Genomic DNA, 17,938 nt, shown 5'->3' with positions numbered 1-17,938 from the left:
TATCGGTGACTGCGCAGTTGGCAGGCGACGTTCCAGGTTGAACCATCGGAGGTTCCCCCTCGGCTCTCCCCCCGGGCCCCCTCAGCCCTCACGCCCCCCGCGCTTGCCGTCCAGCCGCGCCAGCACCGCCCGCGGCGACATCGTCGCACGGTACACGTAGATCTCCCCCGCCTCGTCCTCCCCCAGCACCTCCTCGCTCACGCGGAGCTGCTTGCCGACCGCGAGCAGGATCCTCGCCGGAAACCCCTTCCGGATCAGCTCGACGCGCCGCCACACCGCGTCTCGGCTCCAGAAGCCGAACGCCTCCAGGTACACCTCCTCGCCGGTCTCCGCGTTCAGGAACACGAGGTCCGGGACGCACACCACCTCTCCGGGCAGCGCGAACAGCCGCTCGTTCGGCGACACGGTCCAGGGCGATCCGAGCTTTTTGAACCCCTCGCAGAACGCGTCCAGCTCCGGCGTCGTGTCCGCGAGCTCGCGCCCGTGGAACACGAGCCCGTCCGACGGGCCCATCTCGACGGCGAGCGGCTCCTTGTCGCGCCCCCAGCGCAGCTCGGCGCGCAGCCGGAACGAGGCGCACGAGAGCACCGACGGCAGGAACATCGCGAGCCGCAGGCCGTAACGCTGCACCGCATCGAACAGGCTGAACGGGCCGTCGAGCACGATCGTGTAGCCGGAGACCGGATCGCCCTGGACCACGTGGATCAACCCGTGAAACCGGGCCGCGCGGAAGATCCGCCGGTACCGCGGGGCGCTCTCGCCCTCGATGCGGATCGTCACCTGCGTCGCCTTCAGCAGGATCGACTGCGCCAGCGACAGGTTGTACCGGTCGAGCAGGATCTCCGGCGCGTCCGCGGCGGCGCGCCGGAGGATCTCGGCGCCGCGCAGGTCGGCGTAGAGGCCCGCGTCGATCGCGGCGGGCGTCGTGCCGAGCCGGGCGGCCACCTCGTCGAGCACCGCGGCGCGATCGAAGCGGGCGCGGACGTCGAGGGCGCGGTGCGCCGCCGCCGCGGCCAGGAACAGCTCGCGCCGGAGCGCCTCGGGGTCGACGCCCTCCTGCACCTCGTACTCGCAGCCGTCCTCGAGCACCTTCCGCAGGCCGAGCGCGGCGACGCGATCCCGCGCGGGGACCTCGACGGCGTCGAGCGCGGCCTCGACGTCGTCGCGGCGCTCGCCGACGCGCTGGGACAGGATGTCGATGTACGCGCGCGCGACCGGGAGCAGCCGCTCGGCGGCGGCCCCGCGGAGGTACTGCGGGACCAGCAGCCCGGCCCGGCGGCGGACGCGGACGAGATCACTGGTAAGCAACGTGCTCCCGGCGCTTGTCGCTCACGCGCTGCTCGCTCGTGCCGAGGGCCACGAGCTCGTAGAGGATCGCCGTCTTGTTCTCGCTCCGCCGCAGGATGCGGCCGAGCCGCTGGACGTGCTCCCGCACCGACCCGCTGCCCGACAGGACGATCGCGACGTTCGCCTCGGGCACGTTGACCCCCTCGTTCAGCACCTTCGACGTGACCACCGCCGACAGCGCGCCGCGGTTGAACGCCTCGAGGATGGCGCTGCGCTCCTTCACCTTCGTCTGGTGCGTGATCGCCGGCAGCAGGAACTGCCGCGAGATCTGGTAGACCGTGGCGTTGTCCTCGGTGAAGACCAGCGTGCGATCCGCGCGGTGGGCGTGGAGCAGCCGCGCGAGCACGTCGATCTTGCCGGGCGCGCAGAGGGCGAGGCTCCGCTGGCGGCGGTACGCCTCGAAGGCGCGGCGGCCGGCGTCGGACTGCGAGCTCAGCAGGATGAACTGCCCCCACCCCTCGGGCATGCGGATGCCGTTCGCGCGCAGGAAGCCGATGTACACGGCGCGCGCCGCCTCGTACGCGGCGCGCTCGTCCTCCGAGAGCGGGACGTCGAGCCGGACGACGTCGTAGGCCGCGAGGTACTGCCCGGAGAGCTCGGTGATCTCCCGGCGGAAGACGATGGGACCGATGAGGTCGTCGTAGCCCCGGCCGTCCGCGCGCTCGGGGGTCGCGGTCAGGCCGAGGCGGAAGGGCGCGAGGCACATCTTGGCGGCGAGCGCGTACGACGGGCTCGGCAGGTGGTGGCACTCGTCGAAGATCACGAGGCCGAAGCGGGCGCCGAGCCGGTCCATGTGGGCGTGCGCCGAGTCGTAGGTGGTCACGGTCAGATCGAGGACGTCATGGTAACCGCCGCCGAGCAGGCCGATCGGGACGCCGAACGCGGCGGAGAGCCCGTCGTACCACTGGTTCAGGAGATCGAGCGTCGGGACGACCACGAGCGCGCTGCGCTGCCGCGCGGCGATCGCGAGCGTCGCGACGAACGTCTTGCCCGCGCCCGTCGGGAGCACGACGACGCCGCGGCTGCGGCGCCCGGCCCACGCCTCGAGCGCCTCGCGCTGGTACGGGAAGGGGTCGTGCTTGGCGAGCGGCTCGAGCGGCAGCGCCTCGTACTTGCGGGCGGCGTCGGTGAAGGGGACCCCGCGGGCGCGGAGCCGGAGGACGAGCTCGGCGTAGTCGATGGCCGGCACCCGGTAGACGCGCTCGCGCGCGTCCCAGCGGCAGGACGCGGGCAGGCACGCGGGGTCGAGCGGCGCGCCCTCCGCGGCCGAGCCCGGCGCCCCGTCGCCGCCCGGCGCCTCCGCCGGGAGGGCGCTGCCGTCGAGCTCGCCGGCCGGCGCCAGCGCGGGGCGCGGCGCGACCCCCTCGATGCGGAGGGTGCCGCCCTGGAAGCTCAGGACGATCGGCGCTGTGCGGACCGGCTCGGTCATCGGCGCCCTCTTTTGCCGCGGGCGGGGCCGCGTGCCAAGCCCGGAGCGCGACGATCAGGCCAGCTCGGTCGGCATCATGGACGCGCCGCGGATCGGCGCGCGGTAGCGGACCCACACGAGCGGGGACTCGTGCAGCGTGATCGTGAGGGTGGTGCCGGCGTTCAGCGGGAGCCGGCGGCCGAGCTCGCGGTGGATGTGGCGCGCGATGAGCTCCGGGGTCGAGCGCTTGCCCTCGAAGGCCGGGTGCTCGTCGAGGTTGCGGTAGTCGATCTCGGCGAGCACGCCGCGCAGGCTGTCCCGCAGCACGCTCGTCTCGACCACCTGGCCGAGCGGCGACAGCTCCTCCCGGTCCACCTCCACGCTGACGGTGTAGGTCGCGCCGTGCAGGCGCTGCGCAGGGCCGAACTGCTCCCCTTTGAGGCTGTGGGCCACCATGATGTGATCGCGGACGCCGACCGTGTACATGCTCGCACTATACCCGTCGTTCCGGGGCTGGAGGGAGATCCCAATCGCCTGCCGCGGCGCGCGGGAGTAAGGTGCGGACGGGTCCCCGCTCGGCCCGCCGCGGCGGCGGGCGGGTTCGTGCGGGACGCAGTGACCGGTCGACCGTTTGCGAGGGAGGATCGCCGATGAACAGCGAAGCGAGCGTGCTGGCCCCTGGGTTCCTCATCGCGTCGCCGCCCCTGGGCGATCCGAACTTCGATAAGACGGTCGTGCTGCTGGCGGTCCACAGCGACAGCGGGGCGCTGGGGTTCGTGGTGAACCGGCCGGCGCCGATGACGCTCGGCGAGCTCCTGTCGTTCGCCGGCTACGGCAACGAGCTGAAGGACCCGGCGCCGGTCTACCTCGGCGGGCCGGTCCAGCCGAGCTCGGGGTGGATCCTGTGCCTCGATCCGGCGCTCGGGGCCGAGGAGACGGGCGTGATCCCGGTGGGCTCCCGGGTGCGGGTCACGTCGTCGCGGAGCGCGTTCGACACGCTCGCGGCCGACGCGGTGCGCGGCGCGGCCTCGACGGACCCGCGGAGGCGGACGGTGCTCCTCGGCTACAGCGGGTGGGGGCCCGGGCAGCTCGAGCGGGAGATCGCCGCGGGCGCGTGGCTGCCGGTGCCGCTCGACGAGCGGATCCTGTTCGACGTGGCCGCGGAGCAGCGCTGGGAGCAGGCGTATGGGCTGCTCGGGCTGCGCCCGATCGAGGTGCTGTCGATGCGTAGCATCGGAGAGGCGTGAACGCGGACGGCCGGAAGGCTCCTCCTGATTGACTCGGCCCCGGCACGCACGAACCTTCCCGGTCGCGCCCCGCCCCCCGGGGAGGGCGCCGTGCGGGCCTTCACCTCCGCAGCAGCCGGCCCATCGATGCAGAGAGCACACGCCACGAGAGGAGCCATCATGGAGATCAACATCGGAATCGACGCCAAGACCCGCGAGCAGATCGGCGCTGGGCTCGGCCGTGTCCTCGCCGACACGTACACGCTTTACCTGAAGACGCACAACTTCCACTGGAACGTCACGGGTCCCATGTTCCAGACGCTGCACCTCATGTTCGAGCAGCAGTACAACGAGCTGGCGCTCGCGGTGGACCTCGTCGCCGAGCGCATCCGGGCGCTGGGCCTGCCCGCGCCGGGGACCTACAAGCAGTTCGCGGCGCTCTCCTCCATCAAGGAGGAGGACGGCGTCCCCAAGGCGACCGACATGATCAGGCGCCTCGTCGAGGGTCACGAGACCGTGGCGCGCACCGCGCGCGAGATCTTCCCGGTGGCCGAGCAGGCCAACGATCAGCCCACCTGCGATCTGCTCACCCAGCGGCTGCAGGTCCACGAAAAGACCGCGTGGATGCTGCGCAGCCTGCTGGAGTAGCCCCCGGCGCCCGGGCTCGGCCGGCGGCAGGGCGGGCCTGGGCGTCCGGCTCAGCGCCGGTGGGGGACGAGGAACCCCTCGGGGTCGACGGCCACCGCGCGCTGCTTCAGGAGGCGGCCCACGGCGCGCTTGAACGCCTTCTTGCTCAGGCCGAAGATCGCCCGGATCTCGTCCGGGCTCGAGCGGTCGCCGACCCGCGGCGCGCCCGGGCGGGCGAGCCGCGCGAGGATCGTCTGGGCGTCGTTCTCGAGCTCCTCGTGGGCGTGGCCGCGCAGAGAGAGCTCGACCTTGCCGTCGGACAGCACGCTCGTCACGCGGAACCGCGCCGCCTCGCCGCGCGCGAGCGCGTGCGGCTCGTCCGCGGGGACCAGGCCGACGAACCTGCGCTCGATGATGACGAACAGCCCGAGCTCCGGCTCGTTGCGCCACGCCTCGCCGTCGACCCACTCGTCCAGATCGAACTCCCCCTTGTCGCGCAGCATCTCGCTGACGCGCATGGTCCCCGCGAGGCGGCCGGTCCTGTCCACGATGAGCCCCACCGGGTGCCGCTGCCCGACCCGCAGCTCGCGGGTCTGCTCCGCGTGCGGGACGAGCAGCTCCTTCGGCAGACCCCAGTCGACGAACGCGCCGAAGCGCGTCACGTCGGTCACCTCGAGGAAGGCGACCTCGCCGAGCGCGACCTTCGGACGGCGCGCGGTCGCGATCGGGCGATCCTCCGAGTCGAGGTGGACGAAGACCTCGATCTCGTCTCCCTCCTGCGCCCCCTCGGGCACCTCGCCGCCCGGCAGGAGGAGCACCGGCGCGTTCGGGCGCAGGTCGCCCGGGTCGGGCGAGAGGAACGCGCCGGGCGGGCCGAACCGCCGTATCGGCAGGGTGACCACGCGTCCGAGGAGATCGTCGTACGGCATCGGCGCGCAGTCTTGCACAGGCGGGGCCGCGCGTCGTCAGCGCGACGGAGGCGAGCGGCTCGGACTCCCGATCTCCGGGGCGAGGCCTGGTGGCGCCACGACGAGCACGCGCACGTCGAGCTCGCGCTCGCGGTCGGCGCCCCGCGCTGAGCGAGGCAATCGACGGGGCGAGAGAGCAATGGGCGGCGCCGCGACAGGGCCCGAAGCGGCCGCGCTGCTCGCGCCGCCGGAGGGCTCCGCGCTGCGGCGCGCCCCGCTTGGCATCGGCCCCCGTCCGCCCCACGCAGGGCTGGCAGCCCGGGAGACCGAGCACCATGCCGGTGCGCGGGCCGGGCTGCGCGCCCCGCTCCTCGCGGCTCGGGCGCGCTCCTGCGAGCCAGCCCGGCCCCTGCGAGCCGCTCCCCGCGGAACCTCCTCCATGACAGACAGCTCCGGATACCGCATGTACGTGTTCCGCAGCGGCCGCCGCGACGTCCCCGGGCCGCGGCTCGTCGCCGAGCTCGCGGACGACCTCCGGGCGCTCGCCGCCCCCGCGGGCGCCGATCGCGATCGCGGGGGCGTGCTCCGCGCCTTGATCCGCGCCGGCGAGCTCGAATCCATCCTCGCGGACGCCGGCGCACTCGGCGCCTCCCTGCTGGCGCGGCTCACGGACGAGCTCGCCGCCATGCTGGTCGGCGGCGACGGCGCGGGCGCGCTCGCGATCCCGGACGGTCCGACGTCGGATCACGGACAGCCAGACGCCTGGCCACGGACGGCCAGCCGCCCGACCACGCCCGAGGCCCTCGCGGCGCTCGCGGCGATCGACGTCCCCGCGACGGTCCCGACCTCGCCGCCCGAAGGGTTCTCCTTTTACGCGCTCCACCCGCTCGATTTCGCCCAGCTCGCCGAGCGGCTCGCGTCCCCGCCGGCGCCGGTCCGGGTCGTCGGGATCCGCAGCATCGGCACCACCCTGAGCGCGGTGACGGCCGCGGCCCTGCGCCGGCGGGGGATCCCGGCCGGCCGCATCACCGTGCGCCCGTCCGGGCACCCCTATGATCGCCGCGTCGAGCTCGGCGCCCGGGAGCGCGCCTGGGTCGAGGACGGCATCGCCGAGGGGGCGCAGTTCTGGGTCGCCGACGAGGGGCCGGGCTTCAGCGGATCGTCGTTCCTCTCCACCGGCGACGCCCTGGTCGGCGCCGGCGTTCCGCGCGGCAACATCGTTTTCCTCGGCTCCCGCGCGGCGGACCCGGACACGCTCGTCGCGCCCGACGGCGCCCGCCGCTGGCGGTCGTTCCGCGCCGAGCGCGTCGTGGGCGGGAAACAGGTCCCGGCCGATGCTGGCGAGTTCATCGGCGTCGGGACCTGGCGCCGCCGCTTCTATGACGACGAATCGCGCTGGCCGCCCTCCTGGACGTCCATGGAGCGATTCAAATCGCTTTCCCGCGACGGCAGCCGGATTCTCAAGTTCGAGGGCATGGGCCGCTATGGGGCCGAGTGCCTGGAGCGGGCCCGCGGCGTCGCTCAGGCCGGCTTCGGTCCGGCGCCGCGCGACGAGGGCGAAGGCTTCCTCTCGTATCCATGGCTCCCGGGCCGGCCGCTCGAGGCCGGCGACCTCTCCGCCGCCGTGCTGGAGCGCCTCGCCGATTACTGCGCCTTCCGCGCCTCGGCCTTCCCCGTCCCGAGCCCCGCGACCGACGAGCTCGTTGCGATGGTACGCACCAATTTCTCAGCGGAGATGGGAAATGAGCTTCCGGGGGAGCTCCACCTGGAGATCGCCCGTCCCGTGCTCGTGGATGGCAAGATGGATCCTCACGAGTGGCTCGGGTCGGCCTCAGGCGAGCTCTTCAAGGTGGATGCGGCCGGGCACGGCGACGATCACTTCCTCCCCGGCCCCACGGACATCGCCTGGGATCTCGCCGGGGCCATCGTCGAGTGGCGGATGGCGCCCGACGCCCGCCGCGCCTTCCTCGATCGCTACCGGCGCCGCTCGGGCGACGACCCCGAGCGGCGCTTGCCCGCATATCTGACGGCCTACGCGCTCCTGCGCCTGGGATACGCCGCGATGGCCGCGGCATCGCTCCCGGACGAGGGCGAGGCGCGGCGCCTGACCGCGGCGCGGCATCGCTATCGCGCCGCCCTGCTCGAGGGCCTCGCCCCCGCGGCCTCTCGGGGCGCGCTCGGGTAGCGCCGCTGGGCCGGCTACGGAACGCACGTCTCTCGGTCCCTTCTTTCCTGACGCTGCTGTACGGAATTTCCGCGATGGTGCAAAGGCCGATGCGGAGATAGGTTCACGGCGCCGTATCCATGATTCGTCCGCGGCAGCCCTCGCGCGGAAGCTGGTTCGAGCTCGACGCCCGTCGCTGACCGAAGAACGCACGCTCATGCTCAAGCGCCTGATCCTCATTGCCGGCTCCTCTTCGAGCAGCGATGAACCATCGGCCCGCGGGACACCGCTGCTCTCCACTGCCGACAAGGCGGCGCTCTCCCGGGAGTTTCCCGGCGTGGAGATCGACGCGCCCTGTCCGCCCGGGAACGCGCCCCACGCCGCCGTCGACGCCCGCGCGTGGCGCGCCTCGCAGCTCGATCTGTGGGCGCTCGACACGCACCTGCACGCGCTCGACGCCCGCGGCCTCTTCGATCTCCGGCTCGAGGGGCTCGATCGCGGGAGCGCGGCGCGCACCGCCTACGAGGTCCTCACCCGCTGCCAGCGCTTCCTCCGGAGGAGGAATGTCGCCTCCGCGACCGCGGTCTTCGCCCGGGTCCTCGGGCGGCACCGGGAGCTTTACGATCTCGACAGGCCGCTCGTCCGGGCCGACTACGATCATGCGATCGACGTCTGGCAATGGATGCTCCGGCTCGATCCGCGCGCGTCGGTCGCCGCGCAGGCGGCGGCGCTGTTCCACGACGTGGAGCGGCTCGTCTCCGAGGCGAACGTCCGGATCGAGCACCGCGCCGCGGACTACCAGGCCTTCAAGGACGAGCACGCGCGGCGCGGGGCGGCCCTCGCGCGCGCCGCGCTCGCCGGGGTCGGGCTCCCGCCCGAGGTCCTCGATCGGGTCGGCGCGCTGGTGGCGTCGCACGAGCGGCCGGGGGACGACGCCGAGCTCGCGCTGCTCAACGACGCCGACGCGCTCTCGTTCTTCTCGCTGAACAGCGCCGGGTTCCTCGATTATTACGGGCCCGAGCACACCCGCGCCAAGGTGGCGTACACGCTCCGCCGCCTCCGGCCGGAGGCGCGGGCGCTCTTGCCGCGCGTCCGCTGCCGCCCCGAGGTGGAGGCGATGATCCTCGGCGAGCCGAGGCGGACGTCGGCGCCGGCCCCGGCGGAGACGCAGGCCTAGAGGAGGTCCGGTTCGCGATGAGGCTCGTCATCTTCGGTCTGACGATCAGCTCGTCCTGGGGCAACGGCCACGCCACGCTGTGGCGCGGCGTGATCAACGCCCTCGGGCGGGCCGGGCACCGCGTCACCTTCTTCGAGCGCGACGTCCCGTATTACGCCTCGCACCGGGATCTGTCGTCGCTCGCGCACGGCAACGAGCTCCGGCTCTACGGCTCGTTCGACGACCTCCTCCCCGAGGCCCGGCGCGCCGTCCGGGAGGCCGACGCGGCGATGGTGACCTCGTATTGCCCCGACGGCGGCCCCGCGACCGAGGTGGTCCTCGAGTCGCGCGGCCTCAAGGTCTTCTACGACCTCGACACGCCGGTGACGCTGGATCGGCTGAACGCCGGCCAGCCGGTCGGCTACATCGGCCCGCGTGGCCTCGTCGATTTCGACTGCGTGCTCAGCTACACGGGCGGCGCGGCGCTCGACGCGCTCCAGGCGAAGCTCGGCGCCCGGCGGGTGTTCCCGCTCTACGGCAGCGCCGACCCCGAGGTGCACCGCCCGGTCGCGCCGCGGGAGGAGCTCCGCGGGGACCTCTCGTACCTCGGGACGTACGCCGCCGACCGGCAGGAGGCGCTCTCCGCCCTGTTCCTGGAGCCGGCGAAGCGGCTGCCGCAGCGGCGGTTCGTCATCGGCGGCTCGCTCTATCCCGACGATTTCCCGTGGGCGGAGAACATCTATTACATGCGCCACGTGGCGCCGCCGGATCACCCGGCGTTCTACTGCTCCTCGCCGATGACGCTCAACATCACCCGTGGGGCGATGGCGGCGATGGGCTACTGTCCTTCCGGCCGGCTCTTCGAGGCGGCCGCGTGCGGGACGCCGATCCTGAGCGACAGCTGGGAGGGGCTCGACCGGTTCTTCACGCCGGGGGAGGAGATCCTCGTGGCGAGGACGACGGACGAGGCCGTCGCGGCGCTCTCGCTCTCGGCGGCCGAGGTCGCGGCCATCGCCCGCGCGGCGCGCGAGCGGGTGCTCGCGGAGCACACCGCGGCGCGGCGCGCGGCGGAGCTCGTGGCGATCCTCGAGTCGGTCTCGGCGCGATGAAAGGAGGCAAAGGGCGATGTGGGGAGTGATTCCGGCGGCGGGCCTGGGGAGCAGGATCCAGCCGCTCGCGTTCTCGAAGGAGCTGCTCCCGGTGGGCACGCGCCGGGACGGTGACGTGGAGCGGCCGCGCGCGGTCAGCGAGTACCTCATCGACCGGATGATCCTCGCCGGCGCGACGCGGATCTGCATGGTGATCTCGCCCGGCAAGTCGGATATCGTCGAGTATTACGGCGCGAGCGTCGGCCCGGCGCACATCTGTTATGTGGTGCAGCCGGTCGCCGCGGGGCTCTGCGACGCCATCTTCCGGGCGCTCCCCTGGATCCAGCCGGAGGAGGAGGTCCTCGTGGGGCTCCCCGACACGGTCTGGTTCCCGGAGCACGGGCTCCGCGCGCTCGACGGCGAGGGCCTCTCGTTCCTGCTCTTTCCGGTCGAGCACCCGGAGCTCTTCGACGCGGTGGTCACCGACGAGAAGGGCAGGGTGCTCGAGATCCAGGTCAAGCAGCGGGACGCGCGCTCGCAGTGGGTCTGGGGCGCCTTCAAGCTCACGGGGGTGGTGATGCGCGAGCTCCACGATCTCTGGTGCGAGCGCGGGCAGACGGACCCGTACATCGGGACGCTTGTGAACGAGTACCTCGCGCGCGGCGGCAGCGCGCGGGCGGTGCGGGCTGGCGAGGCGTACGTCGACGTGGGGACGCTGCATGGCTACCGCGAGGCCATCCAGCTCCTCAGCGGCGCGGCCGTGTGAGCCGTGTGAACGGAGGAGCCATGGAGCGGAGCGTGGGGAGCGTGCGGGACGCGCGGAACGTGCAGAACGTTGATGACGCGACGAAGTTGACCCGGGAGCAGATCCAGGAGCGCGTGCGCGGGCTCGGGCAGTGGTTCCACAACATCGATCTCGGCGGGGTGAAGACGGCGCCGGATCATTTCCTGGGCGATTATCCCGCGTTCAAGTGGAAGGGCTTCGCCCACGCGATCCCGGCGGATCTCACGGGCAAGACGGTCCTCGACATCGGCTGCAACGCGGGCTTCTACGCGCTCGAGATGAAGCGGCGCGGGGCGGCGCGGGTGCTCGGGATCGACAGCGACGACGATTACCTGGCGCAGGCGCGGTTCGCCGCGGAGGTCTCCGGCGTGGACATCGAGTTCCGGAACCTCTCCGTGTACGACGTCGGGAGCCTCGGAGAGCGCTTCGATCTCGTGCTCTTCATGGGCGTCCTGTACCACCTCCGCCACCCGCTGCTCGCGCTGGATCTGCTGCATGAGCACGTGGTCGGGCACACGCTGGTCTTCCAGAGCATGCAGCGCGGGAGCGCCGAGGTGATGCCGCTGGACGGGGACTATCCGTTCTCGGAGAAGCGGATCTTCGACGAGGCGGGCTATCCTCGGCTGCACTTCGTGGAGCACAGCTACTCGCACGACCCGACCAACTGGTGGGTGCCCAACCGGGCCTGCGCGGAGGCGATGCTGCGGAGCGCCGGCTTCGAGATCGTGAACCACCCCGAGCCCGAGGTCTACATCTGCCGCCGCCGCGAGCGGGCGGACGGCGTGCCCGGCGCGGTCTACCCGGCCAGGCGAGCCGGCGTGAATGGAGAGCAGGGATGATCGAAGCGGTGATGCTCTGGAACGAGCCCAACAACAAGTCGCACTGGGATTTCGAGATCGATCCCGAGTGGACGACGTACGGCGCGATGGTGAAGCTCGCCGCGGACGCGATCCGGAGCGAGCGCCCCGAGCTGCCGCGCGTGCTGGGCGGCATCTCGCCGATCGATCCTGCCTTCATCGCCAACATGGGCCGTCAGGGCGTGCTCGATCACGTCGACGTCGTCGCGGTGCACGGCTTTCCGCTCGACTGGAACCACTGGCAGATCCACGAGTGGCCGAGCAAGCTCGAGGAGATCCGCGCGGTGACCGACAAGCCGCTCTGGATCACCGAGATCGGCGTCTCCACGTTCGGCGCCGAGGAGGTGCAGGAGTTCGGCCTGAAGCGGAGCGCCGAGCTGCTCCGCGGCAAGGTCGATCGGGTCCACTGGTACAGCCTCTACGATCTGCCGCGCGCGTGGCCGGCGACGACGCGGCACCGCGAGGCCGAGGGCTCGTCGTACTACCGCCATTTCTACATGGGCCTGCTCCGCGAGGACGGGACGCCCAAGCGCGCGCTGCGGCTCTTTCCGGAGTGCACGCCCGATTTCGGCGTGTGCCAGTGGTTCCATTTCGAGGACCACCGGCTGGACGACGCGGTGGAGTGGTTGAAGAAGCTCGGGGTGCGCCATCTCCGCACCGGCCTGAGCTGGGCTGACAGCTTCCGCCCTGGCGCGGACGCCTGGTTCGACCGGCAGATGAGGGCGATCGAGGCGTTCGATGTGACGCTGACCTACTGTTTCACCCCGGAGCACGCCGGGGTCCGGCCGCACCACACGAGCCCCCCGCTGCGGCTCGAGGAGTTCGCGGAGTTCTGCGCCCGCATGACGCGGCGTTATGTGGGGTAGGCGGCGGCCGTTCGGCGGCCGGAGCCATCTCTCCCTGCGCGGATGCGGCCTGTCCTGAACGCGCCGTCGAGGGGCGCCTGCTCGTCCGTCCGTGAATGACGCGCCCATCTGGCGCGCCGCGTAGCCGTTTGGTAGGCTGGATGTCGCGCGTGTTCTGCGCCCGGACGACCGGACGTCGCGCACGCCAGGTGGCTCATGTCGCACGTCACGAGCAGCCCGAAGCGAGAGAGACCCGAGGCGCACGGCGGCGCCTCGGGGGGCTCCGGCCGGCGCGGCAGGCGCGCGGAGGGGCGGGAGGCGCTGCCGTGAACCTCGCCTCGCTCCGCCGCCAGGGCCGCACCCCGCCGGACCTCGCGTGGCCGCCGTTCTCGTGGCTCTCGTCGGGCCGGCCGCCGCGCTGTCTCGTCGTGGTCGCCCATCCGGACGACGAGACCCTCGGGCTCGGCGCGCGCATCGGCCGGCTCCAGCCGATCGAGGTGGTGCACGTGACCGACGGGGCGCCCCGCGACAGCCGGTTCATGCCGGCAGAGCTCGCCGACATCGGGCGCGAGCGCTACATCGCCCTCCGGCGCGACGAGGTGACCCGCGCGCTCGCCCTGGGCAGCGTGCCGGCGTCGCGGCTCAGGTGCCTCGGCGCGGTGGACCAGGAGGCCATCGAGGAGGCCCCGAGCCTCGCCCGGAAGCTCCTCGAGCTGTTCGCCCGGACGCGGCCCGAGGTGGTGATCACTCACCCCTACGAGGGCGGCCACCCCGATCACGACGCGGCGGCGCTCGCCGTCCATGCGGCGGCGGTGCTCGCCCTCTGGAACGGCGTCACCTCGCCGCTGATCTTCGAGGCGGCCTCGTACCACGCCGCGCGGGGTCACCTCGTCACCGGCGAGTTCCTCGCGCAGCCGCGCGTCCCCGAGATCGCCCTCCGGCTCTCGGGCGACGAGGCGTCGAAGAAGCGCGCCATGCTGGCCTGCTTCTCCAGCCAGAAAGAGACGCTCGCCCCGTTCGGCGCCGATGTCGAGCGCTTCCGGCCGGCGCCCGCCTACGATTTCCGCATGCCTCCGCACGAGGGGGCGCTCCATTACGAGCGCCTCGGCTTTCCCATCGACGGCGCGCGCTGGCGGAAGCTCGCCATCAAGACGCTGACGCTGCTCGGCCTCGATCGAGAGCGATGCCTCTGACGGTCCTGCACGTCGGCTATCCGCTCGCGCCCGTGGGTCCGGACGCCGTGGGCGGCGCCGAGCAGGTGCTCTCGATGCTCGACGAGGCGCTCTCGCGCGGCGGCCACCGGTCGATCGTTGTCGCGCCGGAGGGCTCCGCGTGCGCCGGGACGCTGGTCGCCACGCCGGCGCCGCCGCCGGGCGCCGTCCTCGACGAGGCCGCCAAGGAGCGGGCCTGGCGCCACCACCGGAGCGCCATCGCGCGGGCGCTGGATCTGTATTCGATCGATCTCGTCCACCTGCACGGCGTCGATTTCGATCGCTACCTGCCCGAGCCCGGCGTGCCCGCGCTCGCGACGCTCCATCTGCCGCCGAGCTTCTATTCGCCGGCGGTGTTCCGGATCGAGCGCCCGAGGACGTTCCTCCATTGCGTCTCCGCGACGCAGCGGCGCGCCTGCCCGCCGGGGGCGCGGCTCTTGCCCGAGATCCCGAACGGCGTCCGGCTGGAGCATTACCGGCCGAGGCGGTACCGGCGCGGCTTCGCGCTCGCGCTCGGTCGGATCTGCCCGGAGAAGGGGTACCATGTCGCCGTCGAGGCCGCGGTCCGGGCCGGGTCGCCGCTGTTCATCGCCGGACAGGCGTTCGGCTACGAGGAGCACACGCGGTATCTCCGGGAGGTCCTTTTGCCGATGCTGGGCGGCGCCGGGCCGGCGCGGCGCTTCCTGGGTCCGGTCGGCCTGGCCCGGAAGCGCCGGCTGCTCGCGGCGGCCCGGTGCCTGCTGGTGCCCAGCCTGGTCCAGGAGACCAGCTCGCTCGTCGCCATGGAGGCGCTCGCCTCGGGCGCGCCGGTGATCGCGCTCCGCGGCGCCGGCGCGCTGCCGGAGATCGTGGAGCACGGCCGGACGGGGTACCTGGTGGACGATGCCGCGGAGATGGCCGAGGCCATCGCGATGGCGGACCGGCTCGACCCGGCGGCGTGCCGCCGCGCGGCCGAGGAGCGCTTCTCGGCGGCGAGCACGGCGGCGGCGTATCTGGAGACGTACCGTCGGATCCTGCGCGAGGGGTGAGCGGGAGGCGCGGGGAGGGATTGTCGTGCTTTCCTCACCTCTGTATTTCATTCTTCCCGGCAAGGCACAGGCGGACCTGGTGAACAGCACATCGGGTGTGTCGTTGACCGCAGCTGGCGGATCCTTCCGATGGTGGTCACGCCTGGTCGCCCGCAGGTTGTTCGGCAAGACCGGGCTCGGCGCCACACGAAGGAGAGAGGACCGTGAAGAACGAGATCGCTGGCATCTGCATCCCTGACAGCCACCTGGCCGCGGAAGCGACCGAGCTCGCGCGGGAGATGTCGGCGCCCTTCCTCTTCAACCACGTCATGCGCACGTACCTCTTCGGCGCGCTGCTCGCGAAGCGGCGCGGGCTCGAGCTCGATCTCGAGCTGTTCTACCTCGGGGCGGCGCTCCATGACCTCGGCCTGGTCGAGAGGTTCCGGGGCCCGGAGCGGTACGAGGTCGAAGGCGCAAACGCGGCGAGCGAGTTCCTGAAGCAGCACGGCGTGCCCGAGGAGGCGGTCGGCCTCGTGTGGGACGCAATCGCGCTGCACACCGTGAGGGGGGTCCCGCCCTACAAGCGGCCCGAGGTGGCGCTGCTCCACGTCGGAACCATCATGGACATCGCTGGCACGGACCTGAAGGAGCTCTCTGCGGACGAGGTGGATGAGGTGCTCCAGGCGTACCCGCGTCTCGATTTCAAGCGCGCATTTCCACAGGCGATCGCTGACATGCTCGCCAGCAAGCCTGAGACTGCCTTCTACAACTTCACGGCCGATATCGCCGAGCGCCTGATCCCGGGCTTCCATGCCCCCAATTTCTACGACGTCATCCTGGCGGCGCCGTTCAAGGAGTGACCGGACCCAGCGCGTCGAGATCTGTAGCCTCCGAGCGCCGCGCCCGCGAGCATCAGCGCCGCTGCGCGCAGATCGTGGCGCCGCTGCCGGACGCGGCGGCGGAGGGCGCCCCGTTGGGCCACACCAACCGTCGCCATCCGTCAGAGCCTCCGGGATTTTGGGAGAGCCCACGCCACAGATCTCGCCGCTGCTCCCGTTCGCCAGCGGCGTCACCGTGACGTTGGGTACAAGGGAGTACTTCTGGAGCCCGGCCACGGCGGCGGGCTCATCACCGGCGGCTCGGCGCCGCCTTCTGCGAGGGCCGTCCGCGCCTTTGCCCTGACTTCTCGCAGATCATCCGGGACGCGCCGCGCATCGAAGAATCCAGCATGGTACCCCTTGCGCACCACGCCGTGCCGGAGTACCCTGCCTTCCTCACGACGTCACTGGCTCTCGACACGATGCTTTTTCTCCCTCTGCACGAGGGAGGCGTTGCTCGCGCGGATGACTGGACGACGCACCGTGTGCCTGCGCGGGATTCGCCGCGCGGCACGTCACCGTTCGATCCGCAACGGCTTCATCGAATGGCAGGCGAAGAGCGCTCACGAGCGCAGCTGCAGGCCGTGAAAGTAACGTGTCATGGGTAATCGTCTTTACGTCGGCAATCTCTCGTACAACACCACGCGCGAGTCGCTCGAGAGCGCGTTCGCCGGCAGCGGCGAGGTCCGCGAGATCTCGATGCCGACCGACCGCGAGACCGGCCAGCTGCGCGGGTTCGCGTTCGTCACGATGGGCTCGGCCCAGGATGCGAACAGCGCGATCTCGCAGCTCAACGGCTTGATGCTCGACGGGCGCGCGCTCAAGGTCAACGAGGCGCAGGAGCGCCCCGGCGGCGGGCGCGGCGGCTTCGGCGGTGGCGGCGGGCGCGGTCGTTACTGATCGCGCTGCTCGTCCAGTCGAAACAGGGCGGCGGACCCCCAAAGGTCCGCCGCTTTTTTGCCACCCCGTGAGCCTGCGCACGAGCCAGCCGAGCTCGAGCGGGCTACCGAGCGCGCAGGAGAGGGCCTCTCCGCGTGCTCGTCTCGTCGAACGTGCCAGAGAAACCAGGCTGCTCGTGTAAAGTGTGGGACACGCTCCGGCACGACCGCAACCACATGTCGGTCTGTCCGGGCGTGCGCCGACAGATCTCACCGAGAAGCCTATTTCAGGACGCCCGATCAAAGGCGTCCTGAGGCTGGAGTCATCATGCAACGACAGACCGCGTTGAAGCGCCAGAAAGAGCGCGCCCGTATCGAGAAGCAGCGCGAGAAGACGGCGAACCGCCTCGAGCGCCGCAATGACAAGGGATCGAGCGGCGGTCTGGCGCCGGGTGAAGATCCGGACATCGCCGGCATCGTCCCAGGGCCGCAGCCGCCCGCCGTCGATTGAGCCCGGTCACCGCGCCGCGCTGCTCCGCGCGGCGCAGGTCGCGAGCCGATGCCCTGCCGGGATAGCCCTTCCTGACGGCTCACGCCCGGCTCCTCGCTCTCCAGCACAGGCTCTCACTTCCACCCTCTCGGCGGGTAGGAAGTCCAAGCGCTTTTGTGGAATTCATCTTCTCCAGCCTCTAGGGCCGGGCGACCGCCGCAAGGCTTTCGCGGGCGGCGAAGTCGTCGCGGCGCGGCTGAGGCTTCACGCCTGCGCCTGGACAAGGGTCATGTCGACGCCCCGCCGATCGGGGTCGTTTCCTACTGGGGAATCCCGCATGTCGCCCTTGCAGCAACGGCTCGGTCGAGGCCGGTCGCGACCTCAAGGAGGGCCACGATGCGTGGACACCCGTTCCTCTCATGCGTACACTCGTCCATATGACGGACCCCGACGACACGCGATCCATGCGCGAGCGGATGCTCGCGGGAGACCCCTACATCGCCGACGATCCCGAGATCGCCGAGCGGAGCGCAGCGGCGCTGGATCTGATGGCGGCCTACAACGCGACCTCGGTGCGCCAGCGCCCGCTGCGCCGCCGGCTGCTGGAGCAGCTGCTCGGCTCGATCGGCGAGGGCACGGAGATCCGCCCGCCGTTCCATGTGGATTACGGCGCGCACATCACCATCGGGGCCCGCTGCTTCGCGAACTTCGGGCTGGTGGCGCTCGACGTGGCGCCGATCACCATCGGCGACGACGTGCAGATCGGGCCCAACGTGCAGCTGCTCACGCCGACCCACCCGCTGGACCCCGAGCCGCGGCGCCAGAAGTGGGAGGCCGCCAAGCCCATCACGATCGGAAACAACGTGTGGCTCGGCGGCGGCGCGATCGTGCTGCCCGGGGTGACGATCGGGGACAACACCGTGGTGGGCGCCGGCTCCGTCGTGACGCGCGATCTGCCGGCCAACGTCGTCGCGGTGGGCAATCCCGCGCGCGTGATCCGCACCCTCGACAGCGCCGCAGCCGCGCCGGCGGCGGCGGGCGACGCGCGCGGGTGACGGGGGCGC

At 71.9% G+C, this 17,938-nt stretch carries 18 protein-coding genes; 14 read left to right on the top strand and 4 right to left on the bottom strand.

What is annotated here, in order from left to right:
* Positions 1 to 81 precede the first annotated feature (81 nt).
* From WMF20_RS38710 to WMF20_RS38700, 3 genes are read right to left on the bottom strand one after another with little or no spacing between them, the layout of a single operon-like run.
* Entirely contained in the window at positions 82 to 1,308 is a 1,227-nt protein-coding gene (locus WMF20_RS38710) for a DUF790 family protein (protein WP_437606787.1), read from the bottom strand.
* Positions 1,295 to 2,776: a DEAD/DEAH box helicase gene (locus tag WMF20_RS38705; RefSeq protein WP_129578976.1), complete on the bottom strand. Its 1,482-nt coding sequence runs from the start codon at positions 2,774 to 2,776 to the stop codon at positions 1,295 to 1,297. Before WMF20_RS38705 ends, WMF20_RS38710 begins: the two co-directional genes overlap by 14 nt.
* A 54-nt stretch (positions 2,777 to 2,830) precedes the next feature.
* Positions 2,831 to 3,241: a 6-pyruvoyl trahydropterin synthase family protein gene (locus tag WMF20_RS38700; protein WP_129578975.1), complete on the bottom strand. Its 411-nt coding sequence runs from the start codon at positions 3,239 to 3,241 to the stop codon at positions 2,831 to 2,833.
* Positions 3,242 to 3,405: 164 nt separating this feature from the next.
* Here WMF20_RS38700 and WMF20_RS38695 point away from each other — a divergent pair, with 164 nt between their 5' ends.
* Positions 3,406 to 4,002 (top strand): YqgE/AlgH family protein, encoded by a 597-nt coding sequence (locus WMF20_RS38695; protein WP_129578974.1) that lies wholly within the window; start codon positions 3,406 to 3,408, stop codon positions 4,000 to 4,002.
* A gap of 159 nt (positions 4,003 to 4,161) precedes the next feature.
* Complete coding sequence (locus WMF20_RS38690) at positions 4,162 to 4,629, top strand: Dps family protein (RefSeq protein ID WP_437333322.1); 468 nt, start codon at positions 4,162 to 4,164, stop codon at positions 4,627 to 4,629.
* A gap of 50 nt (positions 4,630 to 4,679) precedes the next feature.
* On the opposite strand, the gene WMF20_RS38685 is transcribed toward WMF20_RS38690, so the two are convergent.
* Positions 4,680 to 5,537, bottom strand: coding sequence for a CvfB family protein (locus WMF20_RS38685; RefSeq protein WP_437606786.1), 858 nt, complete (start codon positions 5,535 to 5,537; stop codon positions 4,680 to 4,682).
* Between the two features lie 418 nt (positions 5,538 to 5,955).
* On the opposite strand from WMF20_RS38685, the gene WMF20_RS38680 reads away from it, so the two are divergent.
* The 12 genes from WMF20_RS38680 to WMF20_RS38625 all read left to right on the top strand — a co-directional run bounded on the left by WMF20_RS38680 (position 5,956) and on the right by WMF20_RS38625 (position 17,929).
* Positions 5,956 to 7,701: a hypothetical protein gene (locus tag WMF20_RS38680; protein ID WP_437606785.1), complete on the top strand. Its 1,746-nt coding sequence runs from the start codon at positions 5,956 to 5,958 to the stop codon at positions 7,699 to 7,701.
* A 196-nt stretch (positions 7,702 to 7,897) separates the two neighbouring features.
* Positions 7,898 to 8,857, top strand: coding sequence for a DUF4202 family protein (locus tag WMF20_RS38675; protein WP_437606784.1), 960 nt, complete (start codon positions 7,898 to 7,900; stop codon positions 8,855 to 8,857).
* Positions 8,858 to 8,874: 17 nt separating this feature from the next.
* Entirely contained in the window at positions 8,875 to 9,945 is a 1,071-nt protein-coding gene (locus WMF20_RS38670; RefSeq protein ID WP_129578971.1) for a CgeB family protein, read from the top strand.
* A gap of 16 nt (positions 9,946 to 9,961) precedes the next feature.
* A complete protein-coding gene (locus tag WMF20_RS38665; protein ID WP_437606783.1) occupies positions 9,962 to 10,690 on the top strand; it encodes a sugar phosphate nucleotidyltransferase in 729 nt (242 codons plus the stop codon).
* 20 nt (positions 10,691 to 10,710) lie between these two features.
* Positions 10,711 to 11,547 carry a TIGR04290 family methyltransferase gene (locus WMF20_RS38660; RefSeq protein ID WP_437606782.1) on the top strand — a complete coding sequence of 279 codons (837 nt, stop codon included), beginning with the start codon at positions 10,711 to 10,713 and terminating at the stop codon, positions 11,545 to 11,547.
* Positions 11,544 to 12,431: a glycosyl hydrolase gene (locus tag WMF20_RS38655; protein ID WP_437606781.1), complete on the top strand. Its 888-nt coding sequence runs from the start codon at positions 11,544 to 11,546 to the stop codon at positions 12,429 to 12,431. The genes WMF20_RS38660 and WMF20_RS38655 overlap by 4 nt, the downstream gene beginning before the upstream one ends.
* A 305-nt stretch (positions 12,432 to 12,736) precedes the next feature.
* Positions 12,737 to 13,603 (top strand): PIG-L deacetylase family protein, encoded by an 867-nt coding sequence (locus tag WMF20_RS38650; RefSeq protein ID WP_437606780.1) that lies wholly within the window; start codon positions 12,737 to 12,739, stop codon positions 13,601 to 13,603.
* Positions 13,594 to 14,649, top strand: coding sequence for a glycosyltransferase family 4 protein (locus WMF20_RS38645; protein WP_437606779.1), 1,056 nt, complete (start codon positions 13,594 to 13,596; stop codon positions 14,647 to 14,649). The genes WMF20_RS38650 and WMF20_RS38645 overlap by 10 nt, the downstream gene beginning before the upstream one ends.
* 203 nt (positions 14,650 to 14,852) lie before the next feature.
* A complete protein-coding gene (locus WMF20_RS38640) occupies positions 14,853 to 15,488 on the top strand; it encodes an HD domain-containing protein (protein ID WP_437606778.1) in 636 nt (211 codons plus the stop codon).
* A gap of 618 nt (positions 15,489 to 16,106) precedes the next feature.
* Positions 16,107 to 16,406 carry an RNA recognition motif domain-containing protein gene (locus WMF20_RS38635; protein ID WP_437606777.1) on the top strand — a complete coding sequence of 100 codons (300 nt, stop codon included), beginning with the start codon at positions 16,107 to 16,109 and terminating at the stop codon, positions 16,404 to 16,406.
* A 306-nt stretch (positions 16,407 to 16,712) separates the two neighbouring features.
* Positions 16,713 to 16,895 carry a hypothetical protein gene (locus WMF20_RS38630; RefSeq protein ID WP_061628774.1) on the top strand — a complete coding sequence of 61 codons (183 nt, stop codon included), beginning with the start codon at positions 16,713 to 16,715 and terminating at the stop codon, positions 16,893 to 16,895.
* A gap of 416 nt (positions 16,896 to 17,311) precedes the next feature.
* A complete protein-coding gene (locus WMF20_RS38625) occupies positions 17,312 to 17,929 on the top strand; it encodes a sugar O-acetyltransferase (RefSeq protein WP_437606776.1) in 618 nt (205 codons plus the stop codon).
* The last annotated feature ends 9 nt before the right edge of the window (positions 17,930 to 17,938 follow it).

The sequence above is a fragment of the Sorangium sp. So ce834 genome (genome assembly GCF_051521425.1).
GTDB classification, from domain to species: Bacteria; Myxococcota_A; Polyangia; order Polyangiales; family Polyangiaceae; genus Sorangium; species Sorangium cellulosum_D.
This window is presented reverse-complemented; position numbering and strand designations above follow the sequence as displayed.